This is a genomic window from Klebsiella sp. 7-CIP_Kleb., from assembly GCF_050378655.1.
Taxonomy (GTDB): Bacteria; Pseudomonadota; Gammaproteobacteria; order Enterobacterales; family Enterobacteriaceae; genus Klebsiella; species Klebsiella quasipneumoniae.
The window spans coordinates 477,175-499,618 of sequence record NZ_JBNRLJ010000002.1; the positions used below are offsets into that span (position 1 = coordinate 477,175).

15 protein-coding genes and 1 pseudogene are annotated in these 22,444 nt (G+C 60.2%); 10 read left to right on the forward strand and 6 right to left on the reverse strand.

Features of this window, described 5'->3' with window-relative positions; genetic code table 11:
- Window positions 1-7 precede the first annotated feature (7 nt).
- Window positions 8-1,867, reverse strand: coding sequence for a glutathione ABC transporter ATP-binding protein GsiA (gene gsiA / locus ACQUTI_RS09915; RefSeq protein WP_017900145.1), 1,860 nt, complete (start codon window positions 1,865-1,867; stop codon window positions 8-10).
- 17 nt (window positions 1,868-1,884) lie between these two features.
- Window positions 1,885-2,826: a beta-aspartyl-peptidase gene (gene iaaA, locus ACQUTI_RS09920; RefSeq protein WP_023320035.1), complete on the reverse strand. Its 942-nt coding sequence runs from the start codon at window positions 2,824-2,826 to the stop codon at window positions 1,885-1,887.
- A 235-nt stretch (window positions 2,827-3,061) separates the two neighbouring features.
- Here iaaA and moeA point away from each other — a divergent pair, with 235 nt between their 5' ends.
- The 6 genes from moeA to ACQUTI_RS09950 all read left to right on the forward strand — a co-directional run bounded on the left by moeA (window position 3,062) and on the right by ACQUTI_RS09950 (window position 10,944).
- Window positions 3,062-4,297: a molybdopterin molybdotransferase MoeA gene (gene moeA / locus ACQUTI_RS09925; RefSeq protein WP_428923250.1), complete on the forward strand. Its 1,236-nt coding sequence runs from the start codon at window positions 3,062-3,064 to the stop codon at window positions 4,295-4,297.
- Window positions 4,297-5,052, forward strand: a complete 756-nt coding sequence (moeB, locus tag ACQUTI_RS09930) for a molybdopterin-synthase adenylyltransferase MoeB (RefSeq protein ID WP_017900148.1) — start codon at window positions 4,297-4,299, stop codon at window positions 5,050-5,052. Before moeA ends, moeB begins: the two co-directional genes overlap by 1 nt.
- A gap of 154 nt (window positions 5,053-5,206) precedes the next feature.
- The gene (locus ACQUTI_RS09935; RefSeq protein WP_219713694.1) at window positions 5,207-6,106 is read left to right on the forward strand and encodes a glycyl-radical enzyme activating protein; all 900 of its coding nucleotides are present in this window, start codon (window positions 5,207-5,209) and stop codon (window positions 6,104-6,106) included.
- A 4-nt stretch (window positions 6,107-6,110) separates the two neighbouring features.
- Window positions 6,111-8,543 carry a formate C-acetyltransferase/glycerol dehydratase family glycyl radical enzyme gene (locus tag ACQUTI_RS09940; RefSeq protein ID WP_004886253.1) on the forward strand — a complete coding sequence of 811 codons (2,433 nt, stop codon included), beginning with the start codon at window positions 6,111-6,113 and terminating at the stop codon, window positions 8,541-8,543.
- Window positions 8,544-8,722: 179 nt separating this feature from the next.
- Window positions 8,723-9,538 (forward strand): Cof-type HAD-IIB family hydrolase, encoded by an 816-nt coding sequence (locus ACQUTI_RS09945; protein ID WP_004886250.1) that lies wholly within the window; start codon window positions 8,723-8,725, stop codon window positions 9,536-9,538.
- 140 nt (window positions 9,539-9,678) lie between these two features.
- Window positions 9,679-10,944 carry a DUF1479 domain-containing protein gene (locus ACQUTI_RS09950; RefSeq protein WP_017900150.1) on the forward strand — a complete coding sequence of 422 codons (1,266 nt, stop codon included), beginning with the start codon at window positions 9,679-9,681 and terminating at the stop codon, window positions 10,942-10,944.
- On the opposite strand, the gene ACQUTI_RS09955 is transcribed toward ACQUTI_RS09950, so the two are convergent.
- Window positions 10,941-12,014 carry a LacI family DNA-binding transcriptional regulator gene (locus tag ACQUTI_RS09955; RefSeq protein ID WP_428923251.1) on the reverse strand — a complete coding sequence of 358 codons (1,074 nt, stop codon included), beginning with the start codon at window positions 12,012-12,014 and terminating at the stop codon, window positions 10,941-10,943. The genes ACQUTI_RS09950 and ACQUTI_RS09955 overlap by 4 nt on opposite strands.
- Before the next feature lie 301 nt (window positions 12,015-12,315).
- On the opposite strand from ACQUTI_RS09955, the gene ACQUTI_RS09960 reads away from it, so the two are divergent.
- Both ACQUTI_RS09960 and ACQUTI_RS09965 read left to right on the forward strand, forming a co-directional pair.
- On the forward strand, window positions 12,316-13,617 hold the full coding sequence (locus ACQUTI_RS09960) for an MFS transporter (protein WP_004886240.1): 1,302 nt from the start codon (window positions 12,316-12,318) through the stop codon (window positions 13,615-13,617).
- 15 nt (window positions 13,618-13,632) lie between these two features.
- On the forward strand, window positions 13,633-15,996 hold the full coding sequence (locus tag ACQUTI_RS09965) for a TIM-barrel domain-containing protein (protein ID WP_428923252.1): 2,364 nt from the start codon (window positions 13,633-13,635) through the stop codon (window positions 15,994-15,996).
- A 375-nt stretch (window positions 15,997-16,371) separates the two neighbouring features.
- On the opposite strand, the gene ACQUTI_RS09970 is transcribed toward ACQUTI_RS09965, so the two are convergent.
- A complete protein-coding gene (locus tag ACQUTI_RS09970; protein ID WP_004886235.1) occupies window positions 16,372-17,964 on the reverse strand; it encodes an ABC-F family ATPase in 1,593 nt (530 codons plus the stop codon).
- Window positions 17,965-18,012: 48 nt separating this feature from the next.
- Here ACQUTI_RS09970 and ACQUTI_RS09975 point away from each other — a divergent pair.
- Both ACQUTI_RS09975 and ldtB read left to right on the forward strand, forming a co-directional pair.
- Window positions 18,013-18,928: pseudogene (locus tag ACQUTI_RS09975) on the forward strand (tyrosine-protein phosphatase).
- A 177-nt stretch (window positions 18,929-19,105) separates the two neighbouring features.
- Window positions 19,106-20,020, forward strand: coding sequence for a L,D-transpeptidase (ldtB, locus tag ACQUTI_RS09980; protein WP_004886230.1), 915 nt, complete (start codon window positions 19,106-19,108; stop codon window positions 20,018-20,020).
- 131 nt (window positions 20,021-20,151) lie between these two features.
- On the opposite strand, the gene ACQUTI_RS09985 is transcribed toward ldtB, so the two are convergent.
- Window positions 20,152-20,868, reverse strand: a complete 717-nt coding sequence (locus ACQUTI_RS09985; protein WP_428923253.1) for a GntR family transcriptional regulator — start codon at window positions 20,866-20,868, stop codon at window positions 20,152-20,154.
- A gap of 67 nt (window positions 20,869-20,935) precedes the next feature.
- Complete coding sequence (locus tag ACQUTI_RS09990; RefSeq protein ID WP_023320027.1) at window positions 20,936-22,312, reverse strand: glycoside hydrolase family 1 protein; 1,377 nt, start codon at window positions 22,310-22,312, stop codon at window positions 20,936-20,938.
- Window positions 22,313-22,444: the final 132 nt, after the last annotated feature.

Below are 22,444 nucleotides of genomic sequence, written 5' to 3' on the forward strand. Positions count from 1 at the left end.
TGTGTTGTTATGTTCTGCCCAGCACGTCGGCGGCGTCGCGGGCGACAAAGTGGCCCGGCCCAACTTGCTGCAATGGCGGGCTGGCGATCTCCTCGCCCCGCTTATAGATATTGCCCGGGACGTCATCAGACAGCAGGACCCGCTGCGGATGACGGTAGGCCGGGTCGGCCACCGGTACGGCAGCCATGAGCTTACGGGTATAGGGGTGCTGCGGGTTTTCAAACACTGCGCGGCGCGGGCCGATTTCGACTATCCGGCCGCGATACATCACCGCCACGCGGTGGCTGATGCGCTCCACCACCGCCATATCATGGGAAATAAACAGAAACGCGATGCCCATCTCGCGCTGCAGGTCGAGCATCAGATTGATAATCTGCGCACGAATGGAGACATCCAGGGCCGACACCGACTCATCGGCAATCACCACCTTCGGATTCAGTGCCAGCGCGCGGGCAATGCAGATCCGCTGCCGCTGGCCGCCGGAAAAGGCGTGGGGGTAGCGCCAGGCATGCTCCGGCTGCAGCCCCACGCGCTTCAGCAGCCAGGCGACCCGCTCGCGCGCCGCCTCCCTGTCCAGCAGGCCATGCACCCGCAGCGGCTCCATAATCGAATCGCCGACCGTCTGGCGCGGATCGAGCGAGGCGTAAGGATCCTGAAAAATAAACTGAATATTGCGCCGCAGGGACTGCAGCTTGCTGCCGGAGAGGGTATCGATCCGCTGACCATCGAAGGTAATGGTGCCGCCCTGGGTCTCAACCAGCCTCAGCAGCGCCCGGCCGGTGGTCGACTTGCCGCAGCCGGACTCCCCCACCAGAGAGAGGGTCTCTCCCGGCCAGAGATCAAAACTCACCTTCTCCACCGCATGCACTTCGCGCGTCACGCGATTGAGCAGCCCGCCGCGCACCGGGAAACGGGCCACCAGATCGCGCACCTGCAGAATCGGCTCCCCCGCCACCACCGTGTCTGGCGTTTCTGTCTCCGCCAGCGGCTGCCCCGGCAGCGGAAAGCGGCGCGGCAGATCCCGACCGCGCATCTCACCCAGCCGGGGGACCGCCGCCAGCAGGGACTGCGTATAAGGGTGCTGCGGTGAACGGAAAATCTCCTCGACGCTGCCGGTCTCCACCGCCTCGCCGCGATACATGACCAGCACCCGATCGGCGATATCGGCCACCACCCCCATGTCATGGGTGATAAAGATTACCCCCATCGCCATCTCCTTTTGCAGGACAGCGATAAGTTGCAAAATTTGCGCCTGGATGGTGACATCCAGCGCCGTGGTCGGCTCGTCGGCAATCAGCACCGCCGGCCGACAGGAGAGCGCCATGGCGATCATCACCCGCTGGCGCATGCCGCCGGAGAGCTGGTGCGGATAGCGTGAGAGCATCTCTTCCGCCTGGGGAATACGCACCTGGTCGAGCATCTTTTTTGCCGCGCGCAGCGCCTCTTCGCGCCCCAGCCCCTGGTGCAGACGCAGGGATTCGGCGATCTGCTCGCCGATGGTGAACACCGGGTTCAGCGAAGTCATCGGCTCCTGAAAAATCATCGCCAGGTCCGCGCCGCGTACCCGGCGCATTTCGGCCTCCGATTGCTCATTGAGCGCGATCACCTGCCGGTTGCGCCGTCGCAGCCACAGCCCCTCGCTGCTCACCTCGCTGCTGGCGGCGTCAAGCAGACGCATCAGCGCCAGAGCGGTGACCGATTTTCCCGAACCGGACTCCCCGACAATCGCCAGCGTCTCGCCGCGGCGCAGGCTGAAGGAAAGCTGACGCACGGCCTGCACCTCTGGCGCATCCTGCTGGCGAAACGCCACGTTCAGGTTGCGCACCACCAGTACTTCGCAGGTATCCGTTTCGTGAGTTTGCGGCACTCTCCCTCTCCCTTGTTCTATTCGCGATAAATGCCAATGGTCGGCGTATCGCCGGCATAGCACCAGGCGCGGTACATGCCTTCGCTGTTAAACGGTAAAACGACGTTGCCTTCGCGATCGACGGCAATCAGTCCGCCGCTGCCGCCGAGGGCCGGCAGCTTCTCCATCACCACCCGCTCGCAGGCGGAATAGAGACTGAGCTGACCGTACTCCATCAGGGCGGCGATATCGTAGGCCGCCAGAGTACGCATAAAGACTTCGCCGGTGCCGGTGCAGGAGACCGCCACGCTGGCGTTGTTGGCGTAGCACCCCGCGCCCGGCAGCGGGCTGTCGCCAACGCGTCCGGGCAGTTTGTTGGTCATGCCGCCGGTGGAGGTCGCCGCCGCCAGATTGCCGGCCAGATCGAGCGCCACCGCCCCGACGGTGCCCATTTTCTGGCGTTCGTCGAGCGGAGCGGCATGGTGGTCAAGGATGATCTCCCCACCCGCTTTCGCCTCCTGCAGCTGCAGCAGGCGCTCGGGGGTGGAAAAGAGATCGTTATCGACGCGCGCCATTCCGTGGGAGAAGGCGAAATTTTCCGCCCCCTCGCCGATCAGCAGCACGTGCGGGCTCTTCTCCAGCACCAGACGCGCCGCCAGCACCGGATTACGTAAATGTTTGACCCCGGCCACCGCCCCCGCCTGCAGGCTGTAGCCGTCCATCACGCAGGCGTCCAGTTCGTGGGTTTGATCGTGGGTAAATACCGAGCCGATCCCGGCGTTAAACAGCGGACACTCCTCCAGCAGACGGACGGCCTCGGTCACGGCATCCAGCGCACTGGCGCCCGCAGCCAACATTTTCTGTCCGCTTTCGACGATAGCCGACAGCGCCGCCACGTACTCCCGCTCCCGCTCCGGCGTCATCTGCGCGCGAGAAATCGCCCCTGCGCCGCCGTGAATTGCTATAACCGCCTTGCCCATTTCGCCAGTCCTTAACGATGAAGTGGATAGCCCCCGCCCTGTCGTAGCGCGTCGCGGCGCCGGTCACGTCAGGAATAAGGGTATTGATATCATTATATTGCTGAATGTCTTATACAATTTTTGAATATAGAAAGAGCGGCGGGCGATGTAAAGCCTCGTACCCAGGTGGCATACAGCCCGCGGCGCTTTTCTGCCATAATAGGCGTTTTCGCCGTTTTGCCCGCAGGAGTGACCCATGGATTTTACCGCCGGACTGATGCCGCTCGACACAGCCCTCACCCAGATGCTCGATCGTATTACGCCGCTGAGCGCCACGGAAACTGTACCGCTGTTGCAGGCCTTCGCGCGCGTTACCGCCCATGACATTATCTCCCCGCTGGATGTCCCCGGCTTTGATAACGCGGCGATGGATGGCTATGCCGTCCGGTTGAGCGACCTTCGCGACGGCGCGGCCCTGCCGGTCGCCGGGAAGGCCTTCGCCGGCCAGCCGTTTCACGACGCCTGGCCCACCAGCACCTGTATCCGCATTATGACCGGCGCGCCGGTGCCTGCAGGCTGCGACGCGGTAGTCATGCAGGAAGAGACTGAACAGACCGACGCCGGCGTGCGCTTTACCGCGCCGGTGAAAGCCGGGCAGCATATTCGCCGCCGCGGAGAAGATATCGCCCACGGCGCGGTGGTCTTCCCGGCGGGAACGCCGCTGACGGTAGCCGAGCTGCCGGTGCTGGCCTCGCTGGGCATTGCCGACGTCGAGGTGGTGCGCAAGATTCGCGTCGCGGTCTTCTCGACCGGCGATGAGCTGCAGCTGCCGGGTCAACCGCTCGGCGACGGCCAGATTTACGATACCAACCGCCTGGCGGTGCATCTGATGCTCGAACAGCTGGGCTGCGAGGTCATTAACCTCGGCATTATTCCTGACGATCCGGCGCAACTGCGTGAAGCCTTTATCGCCGCCGACCAGCAGGCCGACGTGGTCATCAGCTCCGGGGGCGTCTCGGTGGGCGAGGCCGACTACACCAAAACCATTCTTGAAGAGCTGGGGGAGATCGGCTTCTGGAAGCTGGCGATCAAGCCGGGCAAACCCTTCGCCTTCGGCAAGCTCAGCAGCAGCTGGTTCTGCGGCCTGCCGGGCAACCCGGTTTCCGCCACCGTCACCTTCTGTCAGCTGGTGCAGCCGCTGCTGGCGAAGCTCTCGGGCAAGCACGGTCCGCTTCAGGCAACCCACCTGCGGGTACGCGCCGCCACGCGACTGAAAAAGTCGCCGGGCCGCCTCGATTTTCAGCGCGGTATTCTGCAGCGCAACCCGGACGGCGAGCTGGTGGTGACCACCACCGGCCATCAGGGCTCGCACATTTTCAGCTCTTTCAGCCTCGGCAACTGCTTTATCGTGCTGGAGCGCGAGCGCGGCCACGTTGAAGCGGGCGAATGGGTCGACGTCGAACCGTTCAGCCATCTGTTTGGGGGGCTGTAATGGCCGTGGAGCTGAGCGATGAAGAGATGCTGCGCTATAACCGGCAGATTGTTTTGCGCGGTTTTGATTTTGACGGCCAGGAGCGGCTAAAGGCCGCTCGGGTGCTGGTGGTCGGCCTCGGCGGGCTTGGCTGCGCCGCCGCGCAGTATCTGGCCGCCGCCGGGGTGGGGCAGCTCACCCTGCTCGATTTCGACACCGTCTCGCTCTCCAATCTGCAGCGCCAGACGCTGCACAGCGATGCCACCCTCGGCCAGCCTAAGGTGAATTCCGCCCGCGAGGCGCTGGCGCGCATTAATCCGCACGTTCATCTGGTGCCGCTCAATGCCTTACTGGATGAACCGGCGCTGGCGGCGCAGATTGCCGGGCACGATCTGGTGCTCGACTGCACCGACAACGTCGCCATCCGTAACCAGCTCAACGCCGGCTGCTTCCGCCACCAAACCCCGCTGGTTTCCGGGGCGGCGATCCGCATGGAGGGGCAGATCAGCGTCTTCACCTATCAGCAGGGCGAACCCTGCTACCGCTGCCTGAGCCGCCTGTTTGGCGAAAATGCCCTCACCTGCGTCGAAGCCGGCGTGATGGCCCCGCTGGTGGGCACTATCGGTTCCCTGCAGGCGATGGAGGCCATTAAGCTGCTGACCGGCTACGGCACCCCTGCCAGCGGAAAAATCGTGATGTACGACGCCATGACCTGCCAGTTTCGTGAAATGAAGCTGATGCGCCACCCGCAGTGCGAGGTATGCGGCTCGCACTAACCCCCCTACCGGCGACGAGAGTCGCCGGTGGTTTTGTGACCGCTCTCGTTATTTTCTCCCCTCTGACTTATCCCCATCCCGCTTGTTGATTTGCGTCAATATAACTTTCATTCGAAGGTGTTTTTATATTCATACGCAAACAAGAGGGTAAGCCATGATCTTCAATATCCAGCGCTATTCCACCCATGACGGCCCAGGGATCCGCACCGTCGTCTTCCTGAAAGGCTGCTCGCTGGGCTGCCGCTGGTGCCAGAATCCGGAGAGCCGCGCCCGCAGCGAAGACCTGCTGTATGACCCGCGCCTGTGCCTTGCCGGCTGCGAGCTGTGCCAGCAGGCGGCGCCGGCGGTTATCACCCGCACCCTCGATGGCCTGATCATTCACCGGCAACACGTTAACGACAGCCATATCGCCGCGCTGCGCGACTGCTGCCCCACCACCGCGCTCACGGTGTGCGGCGAAGAGAAGAGCGTCGAGGAGATCATGGCGACGGTGCTGCGCGATAAACCCTTTTACGATCGCAGCGGCGGCGGCATCACCCTTTCCGGCGGCGAACCCTTTATGAATCCGGGCCTGGCGCGGGCCCTGTTCGAGGCCAGCCATCAGGCAGGGATCCATACTGCTGTGGAAACCTGCCTGCACGTCCCCTGGAAATACATTGAACCGGCTTTACCCTTCGTCGACCTGTTTCTCGCCGACCTGAAGCATGTCGACGAGGCCGTTTTCCGGCAGTGGACCGACGGCAGCGTCCGCCGGGTGCTGGACAACCTGCAGCGTCTGGCGCAGGCGGGGAAAAACATGATCATTCGCGTGCCGTTAATCCAGGGATTCAACGCCAGCGAAGCCGACATCACCGCCATCACTGATTTTGCCGCCGACCGCCTGCGGGTCAGCGAAATCCATTTCCTGCCCTACCACACGCTGGGAATGAATAAATACCAGTTACTCAGTCAGCCCTACACCGCACCGGATAAACCGCTGGATGCTCCCGAGCTGCTCGCCTTTGCGCAGGATTATGCGCGGAGCAAGGGGCTAACGGCGATCTTACGAGGATAACCTTATGACGACTCTGAAACTCAACACCCTCAGCGCCCGCATCCAGGCCCATAAAATGGCGCTGGTGCATATTGTCAAGCCACCGGTCTGTACCGAACGCGCCCGCCACTACACCGAGATGTATCAGCAGCATCTTGATAAGCCAATCCCGGTGCGTCGTGCCCTGGCGCTGGCGCATCACCTTGCCGAGCGCACCATCTGGATCAAGCACGATGAGCTGATCGTCGGCAACCAGGCCAGCGAAGTGCGCGCCGCGCCGATCTTCCCGGAATACACCGTCAGCTGGATCGAAAAAGAGATCGACGATCTCGCCGACCGCCCCGGCGCCGGCTTCGCGGTCAGCGAAGAGAACAAGCGCGTGCTGCATGAAGTGTGCCCGTGGTGGCGCGGCCAGACCGTACAGGACCGCTGCTACGGCATGTTTACCGATGAGCAGAAAGCGCTGCTCGCCACCGGCATTATTAAGGCAGAGGGCAATATGACCTCCGGCGACGCCCACCTGGCGGTCAACTACCCGCTGCTGCTGGAGAAAGGCCTGGACGGCCTGCGCGCGAAAGTCGCCGAACGCCGGTCGCGCATCAATCTGACGGTGCTGGAAGACCTGCACGGCGAACAATTCCTGAAAGCGATTGATATTGTGCTGGCGGCGGTCAGCGACCACAGCAAACGCTTCGCCGCGCTGGCGCGCGAGATGGCGACGGCAGAATCCCGTGACGCACGCCGCGAGGAGCTGCTGACGATTGCCGAAAACTGCGACATCATCGCCCATGAGCCGCCGAAGACCTTCTGGCAGGCGCTGCAGCTGTGCTACTTCATTCAGCTGATCCTGCAGATTGAATCCAATGGCCACTCGGTCTCGTTTGGCCGCATGGACCAGTACCTCTATCCGTACTACCGCCGCGACGTTGAGCTGCAGCAATCGTTGGATCGCGAACAGGCCATTGAGCTGCTGCACAGCTGCTGGCTGAAGCTGCTGGAGGTTAACAAGATCCGCTCCGGCTCGCACTCCAAGGCCTCGGCCGGCAGCCCGCTGTATCAGAACGTCACCATCGGCGGCCAGAACCTGGTGGATGGCCAGCCGCAGGACGCGGTCAACCCGCTGTCGTATGCCATCCTGGAATCCTGCGGTCGTCTGCGTTCGACCCAGCCGAACCTCAGCGTGCGCTACCACGCCGGAATGAGCAACGATTTCCTCGACGCCTGCGTCCAGGTGATCCGCTGCGGCTTCGGTATGCCAGCGTTTAATAACGACGAAATCGTGATCCCGGAATTTATCAAGCTGGGTATTGAGCCGCAGGACGCCTACGATTATGCGGCCATCGGCTGTATCGAAACCGCGGTCGGCGGCAAATGGGGCTATCGCTGCACCGGCATGAGCTTTATCAACTTCGCGCGGGTGATGCTGGCGACGCTGGAAGGCGGCCGCGATGCCACCAGCGGCCAGGTGTTTCTGCCGCAGGAGCACGCCCTGTCGAAAGGCAACTTCGCTAACTTCGACGAGGTGCTGGCCGACTGGGACCGCCAGATCCGCTACTACACCCGTAAGTCGATTGAGATTGAGTACGTGGTCGATACCATGCTGGAAGAGAACGTCCACGATATTCTCTGTTCGGCGCTGGTGGACGACTGCATCGAACGGGCGAAGAGTATCAAGCAAGGCGGCGCGAAATATGACTGGGTGTCCGGTCTGCAGGTGGGCATCGCCAACCTCGGCAACAGCCTGGCGGCGGTGAAAAAGCTGGTCTTCGATCAGGGCGTTATCGGCCAGCAGGAGCTGGCGAAGGCGCTGGCGGAAGATTTCGACGGCCTGACCCACGAGCAGCTGCGCCAGCGGTTGATCAACGGCGCGCCGAAGTACGGTAACGATGATGACAGCGTGGACACGTTGCTGGCGCGGGCCTACCAGACCTATATCGACGAGCTGAAGCAGTATCACAACCCGCGCTATGGCCGCGGCCCGATCGGCGGCAACTATTACGCCGGCACGTCGTCTATCTCCGCCAACGTGCCGTTCGGCGCGCAGACCATGGCGACGCCGGATGGCCGTAAAGCGCACACCCCGCTGGCGGAAGGGGCCAGCCCGGCTTCCGGAACCGACCATCTGGGGCCGACGGCGGTCATCAGTTCGGTGGGTAAACTGCCCACCGGGGCGATCCTCGGCGGCGTGCTGCTTAATCAGAAGCTGAATCCGTCCACCCTGGAGAACGAGTCCGATAAGCAGAAGCTGATGGTGCTGCTGCGCACCTTCTTCGAGGTGCATAAAGGCTGGCATATCCAGTACAACATTGTCTCGCGCGACACGCTGCTGGAGGCGAAGAAACACCCCGACCAGTACCGCGATTTGGTGGTGCGCGTCGCCGGGTACTCGGCGTTCTTTACCGCCCTGTCGCCGGATACCCAGGACGATATCATCGCCCGTACCGAGCATACGCTCTAACCCCTCAGGCCCGCTGGCGCGACGCTTAGCGGGCCTTCCCTGTCCTGCAGGCCGGGAAAGGCAACGCCGCCTCCCGGCATTTTCTGAATGCATGAACTTTCATTCGAAATAAATTTGTGCTCCCCATCACATTGTAATTAGAATGTTACTGGTCGAAGTTAAGCCAGGAGCACCCCCTTATGACCGTTAAAGTTATCGTCACCGATATGGACGGAACTTTTCTCAATGACGCCAAAACCTACGATCGCGCACGGTTTCTGGCGCAATTCGCCCAGCTGCAGCAGCGCGGCATTGAATTCGTTGTCGCCAGCGGCAACCAGTACTATCAGCTGATCTCCTTCTTCCCGGAGATCCGCGAGCAGATCTCATTCGTCGCCGAAAACGGCGCACTGGTCTTTGCGCATGGTAAGCAGCTGTTCCACGGCGAACTGACCCACCACGAATCGCAGGTGGTGATTGGCGAACTACTCAAAGATCCGCAGCTGAACTTCGTCGCCTGCGGCCTGCAGAGCGCTTACGTCAGCGATAACGCCCCGGATGCCTTCGTCGACCTGATGTCAAAGCACTACCACCGTCTGCAGCGGGTAAGCGACTATCACGCCATCGACGATACGCTGTTCAAATTCTCTCTGAACCTGCCGGACAGTGAGATCCCGCAGCTGATCGATAAACTGCACGTGTCGCTCGACGGCATTATGAAGCCGGTCACCAGCGGCTTTGGCTTTGTCGATTTGATTATTCCCGGCCTGCATAAAGCCAACGGCATCAGCCGCCTGCTCAAGCGCTGGAACCTGTCGCCGCAGCAGTGCGTGGCCATCGGCGACAGCGGCAACGACGCCGAAATGCTGAAGCTGGTGAAATACGCTTTCGCCATGGGTAACGCCGCCGACAGCATTAAGGCTATCGCCGGATACGCGACCGACGATAATAACCATGACGGCGCGCTGAACGTCATTCAGGCCGTCCTCGATAACAGCGCTCCCTTCAACGATTGACCTCTCTCCGGGGCTGCGCGCCCCGGCTTGTCCATTTTGTGCGCCGCAGCAAGATTTTAAACTTGCATTAACTTCATTTTAACTTAAATTAACGTTTGTAAGATTTAATACTTTCGAATGAAAGATACAGCGAGGTTATTATGGCTGCTCTCCCGACCCACGAAACACTCCCCGCCGACCACAAAGCGGCGATTCGCCAGATGAAGCAGGCGCTGCGGGCGCAAATCGGCGACGTCCAGGCGGTGTTCGATAAGCTCTCAGCGCGCATCAGCGAGCGCCTGCAGGAGATTGAGACGCTGAAAGCCGCAGGCCAGGAGGTCTGGCCAACCATTCCGTTCCGCGATATCGCCGAGGGAACCGTGAGCGATGCCCAGCGCGCGGCCATTAAGCGCCGGGGCTGCGCGGTGATCAAAGGCCACTTTCCGCGCGAACAGGCGTTGGCGTGGGATACCGCGATGCTGGAATATCTGGATCTGAACCATTTCGACGAGGTCTACAAAGGGCCAGGCGACAGCTTCTTCGGTACGCTGGAGGCTTCGCGGCCGGAAATCTATCCCATCTACTGGTCGCCCTCGCAAATGCAGGCCCGCCAGAGCGATGAAATGGCGGCGGCGCAGTCCTTCCTCAACCGCCTGTGGCGCTTTGAGCAGGACGGCAAGCGCTGGTTCGATCCGGACGTCAGCGTCATTTACCCTGACCGCATTCGCCGCCGTCCGCCGGGAACCACCTCGAAGGGGCTGGGCGCGCATACCGATTCCGGTGCGCTGGAGCGCTGGCTGCTCCCCGCCTACCAGCAGGTCTTCGCCAACGTGTTTAACGGTCATGTCGACGCTTACGATCCGTGGGACGCCGCGCACCGTACTGAAGTGGAAGAGTACACCGTCGACAACACCACCAAATGCTCAGTGTTCCGCACTTTCCAGGGCTGGACCGCGCTGTCGGACATGATCCCGGGTCAGGGGCTACTGCACGTGGTGCCGATCCCCGAGGCGATGGCTTATGTTCTACTGCGCCCACTGCTTGACGATGTGCCGGAAGATGAGCTGTGCGGCGTCGCGCCGGGCAGAGTACTGCCGATCTCTGAGCAGTGGCACCCGCTGCTGATCAAAGCCCTCAGTTCGATTCCGGCGCTGAACGCTGGCGATTCCGTCTGGTGGCACTGCGACGTCATTCACTCGGTGGCGCCGGTGGAAAATCAGCAGGGCTGGGGCAATGTGATGTACATTCCGGCAGCGCCGATGTGCGAAAAGAACCTCGCCTACGCGCAGAAAGTGAAAATTGCTCTGGAAAAAGGGGCCTCGCCGGGGGATTTCCCGCGCGAGGACTATGAGGCCAGCTGGCAGGGGCGCTTCACTCTGGAAGATCTGAACATCCACGGCAAGCGGGCGCTGGGTATCCCGGTTTAATTGTCATACAGCCCCTGCGGCTCCACGGCGGTATGGCCTTTGCCCGGCCGGATCCGCCGTACCGAATCGCGCACCACCAGCGTGCCGTGCAGCAGCAGCGAACCGTGCGGCGCCTCCGGGCGCAGCAGGCGCTGCTGCAGGAGATGCACCGCCTCGCTGCCCAGTTCATCCCGCGGCACATGCACCGCGGTCAGCGGCACCTCCTGGATCGCCGCCAGATTAAACCCGTCGATGCTCATCACCGAGACATCCTGCGGCACCCGCAGGCCGCGCTTTTGCAATGCGCTGACCGTGCCGGCGGCCATGAAATCGCCGCCCACCAGGAAGGCGGTGGGCAATGGCCTGCCCTGTAAGCCATCAAGCCAGGCCCCCACCTGCTCTTCGGTCTCTCTGGCGCTAAAGTTGGCGACGCTGATGAGATCCCGGCTGGCGGTAAAGCGCAAATTGCGCGCGCGCCACGCCTCCTCGATCCCATCCAGCCGCAGCTCCATGGTATAGCGGCGCAAACACATGACGTTCATCACCACCCGATGCCCCATATCAAACAGATAGCGGGCGGCGCACTGGCCAATCAAACGATGATCGGGGGCAATGGACGGCAACCGCATCCCTTCATCCCGACAGTTGATCAAGACGCAGGGTTTACCCAGATCCGCCGCCAGGCCATGAATATGCGGATCGTCGATCCCCAGCAGCACCGCGGCCTGGGTTTCCGCTTCGTTCATGCGGGCAAGAAACAGATTGGCGTCACTGTCGTTTTCGTCCAGCGCGCAGTAGCGCAGGCGCACTTCATGCGCCGCCAGCGCGTTATTGATGCTCTGGATCACCCGGTAGTAGAAGATATCCGACCGCTCATCGAAGGCGCGCTGCGGGGCAAACACCAGCAGATTATTGAGCAGCAGACGCCCGGCGGCCAGCCCCTGCATGACCCCCAGCTCGCGGGCGCACTCCAGCACCGCCCGGCGCGCCTTGTCGCTGGTATTCGCCTTTCCGGCCAGGACGCGCGAAACGGTACTGGCCGACAGCCCAGTGCGGGCAGCGATTTCGGCGACGCGCAGCTTTTTATCCATTTTGTGATCCAGCTCCGATTGGAAAATGAAAGAATTTTCATAATCGCCAAAGCGCTCACTGTAAGCAAATGACAGCGCAAAATTTGAGATCCCGGTCATTTCATGAAAAAACTTGCATAAATAGCACTTTGCCCGCCGTTTTTTCTCCCTTAGCCTGAATTGGTCCAACATCTCCCATACTAGTTATACCAATGATGTTGAGATAAAAAAAATAGACTATTCAAATAGTTAATAACACTACGTGGCCACTCAAGGATTGAGGTCGTCACTTTCCCCCTACTAACGTCATGTGGAGTGTGCTATGAGTCAAGGCCTCAACAATGATATCGCGGTCAGCAAAACGCGCCGGGTGGTAAAAAACCTGCGCTGGTGGGTGCTGGTCCTGTTTTTACTTGGCGTCACCGTCAACTACATCACACGCAACTCGCTGGGGATTATCGCCCCGGAACTGAAAGCGACGCTCGGCATTACCACCGAACAATATTCCTGGATCGTCGGCGCGTTTCAGCTGGCTTACACGATTTTCCAGCCGCTCTGTGGCTGGCTTATCGACGTCATCGGCCTGAAGCTCGGGTTTATGATCTGCGCCACCTTGTGGGCGCTGGCCTGTATCGCCCACGCCGGGGCCGGCAGCTGGCTGCACCTGGCGATATTGCGCTTCTTTATGGGCGGGGCCGAGGCGGCCGCCACCCCGGCCAACGCCAAGACCATCGGCGAGTGGTTCCCGAAGTCTGAACGGCCAATCGCCGCCGGCTGGGCTGGCGTCGGGTTCTCTATCGGCGCAATGCTCGCCCCGCCGATCATCTACTTCGCCCACGCTTCCTTCGGCTGGCAGGGGGCGTTTATGTTTACCGGCGCGCTGGCCCTGCTGTGGGTGGTGCTGTGGTGGGCCTTCTATCAGAACCCGGAAAAGCACCCCAACCTCAGCAAAAGCGAGCTGGAGTACATCAAGCAGGATAACGAAGCGCCACCGGTGAAACAGCCCTTCTTTACTGCACTCAAAACCGTCTCGAAGAATAAACGTTTCTACGGGATCGCCATTCCCGCGTTTATGGCCGAGCCCGCCTGGGCGGTGCTGAGCTTCTGGGTACCGCTGTACCTGGCCAAAGAGCACGGCATGGATCTCAAGCAGATCGCCATGTTCGCCTGGCTGCCTTTCCTCGCCGCCGACCTCGGCAGCGTGGTCAGCGGCTACCTCACCCGCCTGTACGTTCGCTGGTTCGGCTGTACGCGAGTCAACTCAGTGATCGCCAGCTCGGTGACCGGCGCATTTCTGATGATCTCCCTGGCCCTCGTCGCTATCACCCGCGATCCCTATATCACCATCGTCCTGATCTCCATTGGCGGCTTCGGACATCAGATCATCTCCTGCATGCTCAGCGCGCTGGTGGTGGAGTCGTTCGACAAGGGACAAATGGCGACGGTAAACGGTATGCGCGGATCCGCGGCGTGGATCGCCAGCTTCCTGTTCTCGTTATTAATCGGGGTGACCGCCGACAAAATTGGCTTCAACCCGCTGTTCATCGCCATGGGTTTCTTTGACCTGATTGGCGCCGTTTTCCTGGTGGCATTTATTGCTGAACGTCGCGCCAAGCGCGCCTGAGAGTGGATGTAAGATATGAAAACGTTGAAACACTGGAGTTTACATCAACAGCTGGAGCATCACGTTGAACTGACGGTCGATGGCCAGCACACCCTGTGCCTGTACGTACTGGAAGAGAATTTATTCCGCGTGCTGCTGAAACGCCAGGGCCAGCTGGCGCTGGATCGCACCTGGAGTATCGCTCCGCAGCAGGATGTGCCGTGGGAAGGCCGCGCCCGGGATGACCTCAGCGGTTTTAGTCTCCCGGCCTGGCAGCTGACACAGGAGGGCGATACGCTGACCATCGCCACCCGCCAGCTGCGCGTCACCGTCCATCAGCCGCTGTGGCTGGAGTGGAGCTATTGCGACGACGCCGGGGAATGGCAGCTGCTTGCTAACGACCGCCCCACCAGCGCCTATCTGGCCAATGCCCACGGCGACGGCGTCGCCCACTATCTGAGCCGCCGGAAAGACGAGCGTTTCTATGGTCTGGGCGAAAAGGCCGGCGATCTGCAGCGCACCGGTAAGCGTTATGAGATGCGCAACCTCGACGCTATGGGCTACAACGCCGCCAGCACCGACCCGCTGTATAAACATATTCCGTTCACCATCACCCAACGCAGCGACGTCAGCTATGGTCTGTTTTACGACAACCTGAGCAGCTGCTGGCTGGATTTGGGTAACGAAATCGACAACTACCACACCGCCTACCGCCGCTGGCAGGCGGAAGCCGGCGATATCGATTACTACCTGTTCACCGGTAAACAGGTGCTGGATGTCACCAAAGCCTTTGTACGTCTGACCGGCAAAACCCTGTTCGGGCCAAAATGGAGCCTCGGCTACAGCGGCTCGACCATGCACTACACCGACGCGCCGGATGCGCAAAATCAGCTGATGAACTTCATCCGCCTGTGCGATGAGCACGCTATTCCGTGCGATTCGTTCCAGCTCTCATCCGGCTATACCTCGATTAACGGCAAGCGCTACGTCTTTAACTGGAACTACGACAAGGTGCCGCAGCCGAAAGTGATGAGCCAGTCGTTTCACGACGCCGGGCTGAAGCTGGCCGCCAATATCAAACCCTGCCTGCTGCAGGACCATCCGCGCTATGGCGAGGTGGCGGAGCGCGGCCTTTTCGTTCGCGATTCGCAAACCGACGCTCCGGAGCGCTCCAGCTTCTGGGACGATGAAGGATCGCACCTCGACTTCACCAATCCGCAAACCGTGGCCTGGTGGCAGGAAGGGGTCACCAGCCAGCTGCTGGAGATGGGCATTGATTCGACCTGGAACGATAATAACGAGTATGAGGTGTGGGACGGCGAAGCGCGCTGCTACGGCTTTGGCCGCGAAATCGCCATCAAGCATATTCGCCCGGTGATGCCGCTGCTGATGATGCGCGCCTCGATGGAAGCCCAGCAGCGCTTTGCGCCGGAAAAGCGCCCGTATCTCATCTCCCGCTCCGGCTGCGCCGGGATGCAGCGCTACGTCCAGACCTGGAGCGGCGATAACCGCACCAACTGGGATACGCTGCGCTATAACATCCGCATGGGGCTGGGCATGAGCCTTTCCGGGCTGTTTAACGTCGGTCACGACGTCGGCGGTTTCTCCGGCGATAAACCGGAGCCGGAGCTGTTTGTGCGCTGGGTACAAAACGGCGTGATGCACCCGCGCTTTACCATTCACTCATGGAATGACGACCAGACGGTCAACGAAGCCTGGATGTATCCGGCCGTTACCCCGGCCATTCGTTCCGCGATTGAGCTGCGCTACCGCCTGCTGCCCTATCTGTATACCCTGCTGTGGCAGGCGCATGCTGACGACGAGCCGATGCTGCGCCCGACCTTCCTCGATCATCAACACGACGCGCAGACCTTCGCCGAATGCGATGACTTCCTGCTGGGGCGCGACCTGCTGGTGGCCAGCGTGGTCGAGCCTGGCGCCCGTCAGCGTGAGGTGTGGCTGCCGGATAATCAGGCCGGCTGGTATGATTTCTACAGCCACCAGTGGTTCGCCGGCGGCCAGTGGGTCACCCTCGACGCGCCGCTGGAAAAGCTGCCGCTGCTGGTCCGCGCCGGGGCCGGATTGCCGCTCAGCGAGCGCATCCGTCATGTTGCGGCGCAACAGGACGATCGTCGCGAACTGCAGCTGTTCCCGCTGAAAGGCGTCGGGACCTCTTCGGGTCTGCTGTTTGAGGATGACGGCGAAAGCTGGGGCTATAAACAGGGCGATGCGCTATGGCTGGAGTGGGAAATGGCGTGCGACAGCAGCACCATCAACCTGAAGGTCAACGCCCGCGGCAACTATCGCCCGGCCTGGAAAGCGCTGAAGCTGTCATTACCGGCGGGAGAAAAACGCAAACTGCTGGTGAATGGCGTTGAAGGAACGGAGTGGAGGCGCTAAGCGATATGCCGGGCGGCGGCTTACGCCTTGCCCGGCCTGGATTTAATGATGTTCCCGGATTGCGCTACGCTAATCCGGGCTACAAACTGGTGGCCTCAAAATCCACGGTGTCGCTACCGCTTACCGGGGCTACAGCACTGTGCGGTTTGGTAGCCCGGTAACGGACAGTTTCAGTAACCATGGGTACAAGATAGGGCTCTTAAGCTCACAATAGCACCGACCGTAGGCCGGATAAGGCGCAGCCGCCATCCGGCGCGAAAGTGGCTCTTTACCCGCGGTTATTGCCCGGCGGCGCTACGCTTGCACGGGCCTACAGATCCCATACCAGGCGTAGCCCGGGTAAGGCGTAGCCGCTACCCGGGTAACGAAGAGGGATTACTCGATACCTTTGCTGCGCAGGTAGTCTTCGTAGTTGCCGCTGAAGTCGATCACCCGTTCCGGGGTAATCTCCAGCACGCGGGTGGCCAGCGAGCTGACGAACTCTCTGTCGTGGGAGACGAATATCAGGGTACCCTGATACATCTCCAGCGCCATGTTCAGCGATTCGATGGATTCCATATCCAGGTGGTTGGTCGGTTCGTCCATGATCAGGATGTTTGGCTTCTGCATCATCAGCTTACCAAACAGCATCCGCCCCTTCTCACCACCGGACAGTACTTTCGCCGGCTTCTTGATGTCATCCTGGCTAAACAGCAGTCGACCAAGGATACTGCGCACCGCCTGCTCGTCGTCGCCTTCCTGTTTCCACTGGCTCATCCACTCGAAGACCGTCAGGTCGTTTTCGAACTCGTATTCATGATCCTGCGCGTAGTAGCCAAGTTGCGCGTTTTCAGACCATTTCACGGTGCCGTTATCGGGCTGCAGTTCGCCCACCAGGGTTTTCAGCATCGTGGATTTACCCACACCGTTGGCGCCCAGAATGGCAATCTTCTCGCCCACTTCCAGCAGCAGGTTGACGTTTTTGAACAGCGGACCTTCTTCAAAGCCTTTGGTGAGGGCTTCCACTTCCAGCGCGTTACGGAACAGTTTCTTGTCCTGCTCGAAGCGGATAAACGGGTTCTGACGGCTGGAGGCTTTAACCTCTTCCAGCTTGATCTTGTCAATCTGACGGGCGCGCGAGGTGGCCTGACGCGATTTAGAGGCGTTGGCGCTGAAGCGGCTAACGAAAGACTGCAGGTCGGCAATCTGCGCTTTTTTCTTGGCGTTGTCCGCCAGCAGACGCTCACGCGCCTGGGTGGCCGCCGTCATGTATTCGTCGTAGTTGCCCGGATAGACGCGCAGCTCGCCGTAGTCCAGATCCGCCATGTGCGTACAGACCATGTTCAGGAAGTGACGGTCGTGCGAGATGATAATCATCGTGCTGTCGCGGTCGTTCAGCGTCTGCTCCAGCCAGCGAATGGTGTCGATGTCCAGGTTGTTGGTCGGTTCGTCGAGCAACAGAATGTCCGGGTTAGAGAACAGCGCCTGTGCCAGCAGGACGCGCAGCTTCCAGCCCGGGGCGACTTCGCTCATCGGGCCGTAATGTTGTTCAACCGGAATGCCCACGCCCAGCAGCAGTTCGCCCGCGCGCGCTTCAGCAGAGTAGCCGTCCATTTCGCCATATTTAACTTCCAGGTCGGCCACTTTATAGCCATCTTCTTCGCTCATCTCAGCGAGGGCGTAGATGCGATCGCGCTCCTGCTTCACTTCCCACAGCTCGCTGTGGCCCATGATCACCGTATCCAGCACGGTGAACGCTTCAAAGGCGAACTGATCCTGACGCAGCTTACCGATGCGCTCGTTCGGGTCGAGAGAAACGTTGCCCAGCGTCGGTTCGAGATCGCCGCCGAGGATCTTCATAAAGGTCGATTTACCGCTGCCGTTGGCGCCGATCAGACCATAACGGTTGCCGCCGCCAAATTTAACGGAGATATTTTCGAACAGCGGCTTACTGCCAAACTGCATGGTAACGTTGCTGGATACTAGCACGGGGATATCCTGAAAAAAGAGTATGAGGGGTGTGATACAGCAGACATTATGCCAGTAAATGACGCACTTTTCACGGTCTGCGGTAAATTCCGCCGCGGCGCTTGTGCTATGGTCTTTGTCAGATGCGCCAGAGACCTGCGCGCAAACCGTTATTCTGTACGTGATGATGAGGAGTACCATGACCACCAGCCTACCGCGACATCCGGCCTTTTTATCCCTGCAGGGCGGCATCAATTTTCGCGACCTGGGCGGCCAGCGCACCGCCGACGGACGCCGGGTACGCAGCGGCAAGCTGCTGCGCTCCGGCGCGCTAAACCGGCTAACGGCTGAGGATCTCAACCACCTGGATACCCTGCCGCTCAGCCGGGTGCTCGACTACCGCGACCCCGGTGAAGTGCAGCGCACCCCGGACAAACTGAGCCCGCTCACCCACTATCTCAACGCGCCGGCCAATCCGCCGCTCGGCGAGGTCAATGCGAAGGTCACCGAGCTGAATGCCGCCACCCTTAATGCGCTGAACGGCGAGCAGTTTATGCTGCAACTCTATCGCCAGCTGCCGTTTAACAACCCGGCCTATCGCCAGCTCGCCGCGTGGCTGACGACCCCTTTCGACGGCGCCTTGCTGCAACACTGCGCGGTCGGTAAAGATCGCACCGGCGTCGGCTGCGCGTTAACCCTGTTCGCCGTCGGATGCGACAGCGAGACGGTGATGGAGGAGTATCTCCTCACCCATGGCATGCTGACGCAGGTGGAGGCCTGGATGCTGGAGATGCTTGGCAACGACCTGACGGCCCAGGGGCGCCAGAGCCTGGCGGACATCCTGACGGTGAAAGAGTCCTATCTCGCCGCCGCGCTGTCGGCCATTCAGCAGCGCTATGGCAATGTCGACGCCTGGCTGGCGGAAGAGTATCAGCTCACCGCCCCGGCCCGCGTCGCGCTGCAGGCCCGGCTGCTGGAAGACTAACCCCTGTCGCCCCCAACGCCAGGGCGCGGCAGCCGAGGCGACAGGGAAAAAAATGTGATTTCGTACACATCTGATTTACCTGTTCAGCGGAATGCACATATAATGCGCTCCCATCTACTGTCTCAATCATTAACAAAGGCCTGTGTGGCGTTGATTTCGCACACGACATTAAAAACTATGAAATTATCTACACTCTTAGCGGCAGCCTTCGCCATCGTAGGCTTTTGCAATACAGCGTCTGCTGTCACCTATCCTTTGCCAACCGATGGCAGCCGTTTGGTTGGTCAGAACCAGGTCATCACCATTCCGGATGATAACAAGCAGCCGCTGGAATACTTCGCGGCCAAATATCAGATGGGGCTTTCCAACATGCTGGAAGCCAACCCGGGGGTGGATACCTATCTGCCGAAGGGCGGTAGCGTCCTGAACATCCCTCAGCAGCTGATCCTGCCGGATACCGTGCATGAAGGGATCATCATCAACAGCGCGGAAATGCGTCTGTACTACTACCCGAAAGGCACCAATACCGTGATCGTTCTGCCGATCGGCATCGGCCAGTTGGGTAAAGATACGCCAATCAACTGGACCACCAAAGTCGAACGTAAGAAGGCTGGCCCGACCTGGACCCCGACCGCCAAGATGCATGCGGAATACGCTGCCGCCGGCAACCCGCTGCCTGCCGTCGTACCGGCCGGTCCGGATAACCCGATGGGTCTGTACGCGCTGTATATCGGCCGCCTGTACGCCATCCACGGTACCAACGCTAACTTCGGTATCGGCCTGCGCGTGAGCCACGGCTGCGTGCGTCTGCGCAACGATGACATCAAATTCCTGTTTGAGAACGTGCCGGTCGGCACCCGCGTGCAGTTTATCGATGAGCCGGTAAAAGCCACCACCGAGCCGGACGGCAGCCGTTACATCGAGGTTCATAACCCGCTGTCGACCACCGAAGCCCAGTTCCAGGGCGGCGAGATCGTGCCTATTACCCTGACTCAGCCGGTACAGGCGATCACCAGCCAGTCTGATGTCGATCAGAGCGTGGTTGAGCAGGCTATCCAGAACCGCTCCGGTATGCCGGTGCGTCTGAACTAAGTTCTGCATGACAAGAAAAACGGCGGGCATCAGGCCCGCCGTTTTTTTATCTGTATTGTCCCGGGCTGCGGCTGACTAAACCTGACAACACCGTGGCCCTGTTGAGCGCTGCGCCGGCAGGGTCCCCCGGTCTAGCCGTTATTCACCAGAATAATCCCGCCGTGGTCGTAGCGATAGTGGCAGTGGGCGTACTCCAGCGGCGTGCCGTCTTCCAGATAGATAACCTGTTCCACCTCCAGCACCGGATCGGTGGCCTCGCAGTGAAGATGCTGTTTATCCAGTTCGTCCGGCTTCATCGCCCGCACCACGCGGTAAGATCCCATCAGCTTCAGCCCCAGCGTCTCCTGCACGTAGCGAAACACCGAACCCTCAAGATGGCTTTTGGTTAACCCCGGCACCAGCCCCACCGGCATGACCGTCAAATCCAGCGACACCGGCTCGCCGTTGAGCAGCCGCAGGCGGACAAAGTCATATACCGGGGCATCGGCGTCGATCAGCAGCGAACTCTGCTCCTTCTCAGTGGGAAAACGCACCTCGAAGCGCACCACTTCGCTTTGCACCTCGCCAAGATGTTCCCAGGTTTTGGTGGCGCCGAAATAGTCGCTGCCGGGCAGCTCCCACTGCGACAGCTGAAGGAAATTTTTCCGCACAAAGGTGCCCTGCCCTTTGCGAGTATAGATAAGCCCTTCGACGATTAACTGGCGCATCGCCTGCTGGATGGTCATCCGGCTGGTGTTGAACTCCGCCGCCAGCGCAAACTGGTCGGGTAGCGGCGCGCTGGAAGGATACTGCTGGCTGATGATGCGTTTTTTTATTTCCCGCGCAATTTGCAGATACTTCGCCGTCATTCCCGGTCCTTTTACATTCTGTGAGTGACTGGCGGGCAGCATACTTGACCTGACCGCCAGAACATCGTTACATCACGTCGCCGTTGCTGTGGATCACCTGCTTCAGCCACGCATAGCTCTTCTTCGGCACCCGCCGCAGATCCTTGAGGTCATGGTTCTCGCGATTGACGTAGACCACGCCGTAGCGCTTACGCATATCACCCTGCGAGCTCAGGATATCGATTAATCCCCAACCGAGATAGCCGATCACCTGCGCCCCATCCTCAAACATGGCCGCTTTCATGGCGTTGATATGGTCGCGATGGTAGGCGATGCGGTAATCGTCGGCAACCGGATGTTCACCGTCCCACGACTCAATCACCCCGATGCCGTTTTCAATCGGGAACACCGGCAGGCGCCAGTCGTTATAATAACGGGTGATGATGGTCCGGAAGCCCAGCGGATCGATCTGCCAGTTCCATTCTGTCGCTTTCAGGAACGGGTTATCCTGATTGCCAAACAGCATATAGTTGTTAACCGCCGTTCCCGCCGGGATCGCGTCGCTGTTCAGCGTCCGGCTGGCGTAATAGCTGAACGCCAGATAATCGACCTTCACCGTCGCCATCAGCGCCAGATCCTCAGGACGATAGATATCATCGAACCCTTCAGCGGCGACAAAATGCATCACTTCAGGGCTGTAGCCCTCCCCGGCGTAAGCCCGCAGCAGGTTCTGGTTTAAAAACTCGTCCAGCTGCTGGGCGCACAGGATATCGCGCGGTTTGCAGGTCGCCGGATAAACCAGGGCGTGGGCCAGCATTCCGCCCATCAGACACTGCGGCTTTGTCTGATGCAGGTGATCGGTCAGATGGACGTGCGCCATCATCACATGATGCTGGATCAGGTACAGCTCGCGCAGGGTCTTCTCCCCCTGCAGGTAGCCGGAAATCAGAAACGCTTCCGGCGAATGGTACAGATTCTGTTCATTAAAGGTGAGCCAGTATTTCACCTTGTCGCCATAGCAGGCGATCATCTTCTGGCCATAGCGAATAAAGGCGTCCATCACCCGGCGGTCGGTGAATCCGTTGTAGCGCTCCGCCAGCGAGAGCGGCATGTCGAAGTGGTACAGGCAGATCATCGGCTCGATGCCGCGGGCGATCAGTTCATCAATAAACTGATGGTAGAAGGCGATGCCCTCTTCATTAAATTCGCCGTCTCCCTCAGGACACACCCGGCTCCAGGCGATCTGAAAACGATAGCAGTTCATGCCCAGATCCTGCATCAGATCGAAATCTTCCCGATAGCGATGATAAGAGTCGGTCGCCACCTTCCAGTCGGAAGCGAATTCCGCCGGTTGCCGGATATCGTACACCGACATCCCCTTGCCGCCCTCGTTCCATGCCCCCTCCGTCTGCATGCTGGAGACGGAATTACCCCATAAGAAATCTGCCGGTAGTCTGTTCTTCATCCTGCGCCTCAGTATATGACTAGTCATTTAAATTTCATGACTAGTCATATACCGAAAAGCGAACGGATGCGCAAAGCCAGGGGTCGTTTTCTGTGAGCCGGGCAAAAAAAAGATCGCCCCGAGGGGCGATCC

Excerpts from the sequence above, each read along its gene's own strand:
- iaaA (WP_023320035.1), bottom strand. The coding sequence starts at position 2,826 with ATGGGCAAGGCGGTTATAGCAATTCACGGCGGCGCAGGGGCGATTTCT.
- ACQUTI_RS09985 (WP_428923253.1), bottom strand. The coding sequence starts at position 20,868 with ATGACGGCGAAGTATCTGCAAATTGCGCGGGAAATAAAAAAACGCATC.
- ACQUTI_RS09945 (WP_004886250.1), top strand. The coding sequence starts at position 8,723 with ATGACCGTTAAAGTTATCGTCACCGATATGGACGGAACTTTTCTCAAT.
- ACQUTI_RS09960 (WP_004886240.1), top strand. The coding sequence starts at position 12,316 with ATGAGTCAAGGCCTCAACAATGATATCGCGGTCAGCAAAACGCGCCGG.
- ACQUTI_RS09950 (WP_017900150.1), top strand. The coding sequence starts at position 9,679 with ATGGCTGCTCTCCCGACCCACGAAACACTCCCCGCCGACCACAAAGCG.
- ACQUTI_RS09955 (WP_428923251.1), bottom strand. The coding sequence starts at position 12,014 with ATGGATAAAAAGCTGCGCGTCGCCGAAATCGCTGCCCGCACTGGGCTG.
- moeB (WP_017900148.1), top strand. The coding sequence starts at position 4,297 with ATGGCCGTGGAGCTGAGCGATGAAGAGATGCTGCGCTATAACCGGCAG.
- ldtB (WP_004886230.1), top strand. The coding sequence starts at position 19,106 with ATGAAATTATCTACACTCTTAGCGGCAGCCTTCGCCATCGTAGGCTTT.
- ACQUTI_RS09935 (WP_219713694.1), top strand. The coding sequence starts at position 5,207 with ATGATCTTCAATATCCAGCGCTATTCCACCCATGACGGCCCAGGGATC.
- ACQUTI_RS09990 (WP_023320027.1), bottom strand. The coding sequence starts at position 22,312 with ATGAAGAACAGACTACCGGCAGATTTCTTATGGGGTAATTCCGTCTCC.
- ACQUTI_RS09965 (WP_428923252.1), top strand. The coding sequence starts at position 13,633 with ATGAAAACGTTGAAACACTGGAGTTTACATCAACAGCTGGAGCATCAC.
- ACQUTI_RS09940 (WP_004886253.1), top strand. The coding sequence starts at position 6,111 with ATGACGACTCTGAAACTCAACACCCTCAGCGCCCGCATCCAGGCCCAT.
- moeA (WP_428923250.1), top strand. The coding sequence starts at position 3,062 with ATGGATTTTACCGCCGGACTGATGCCGCTCGACACAGCCCTCACCCAG.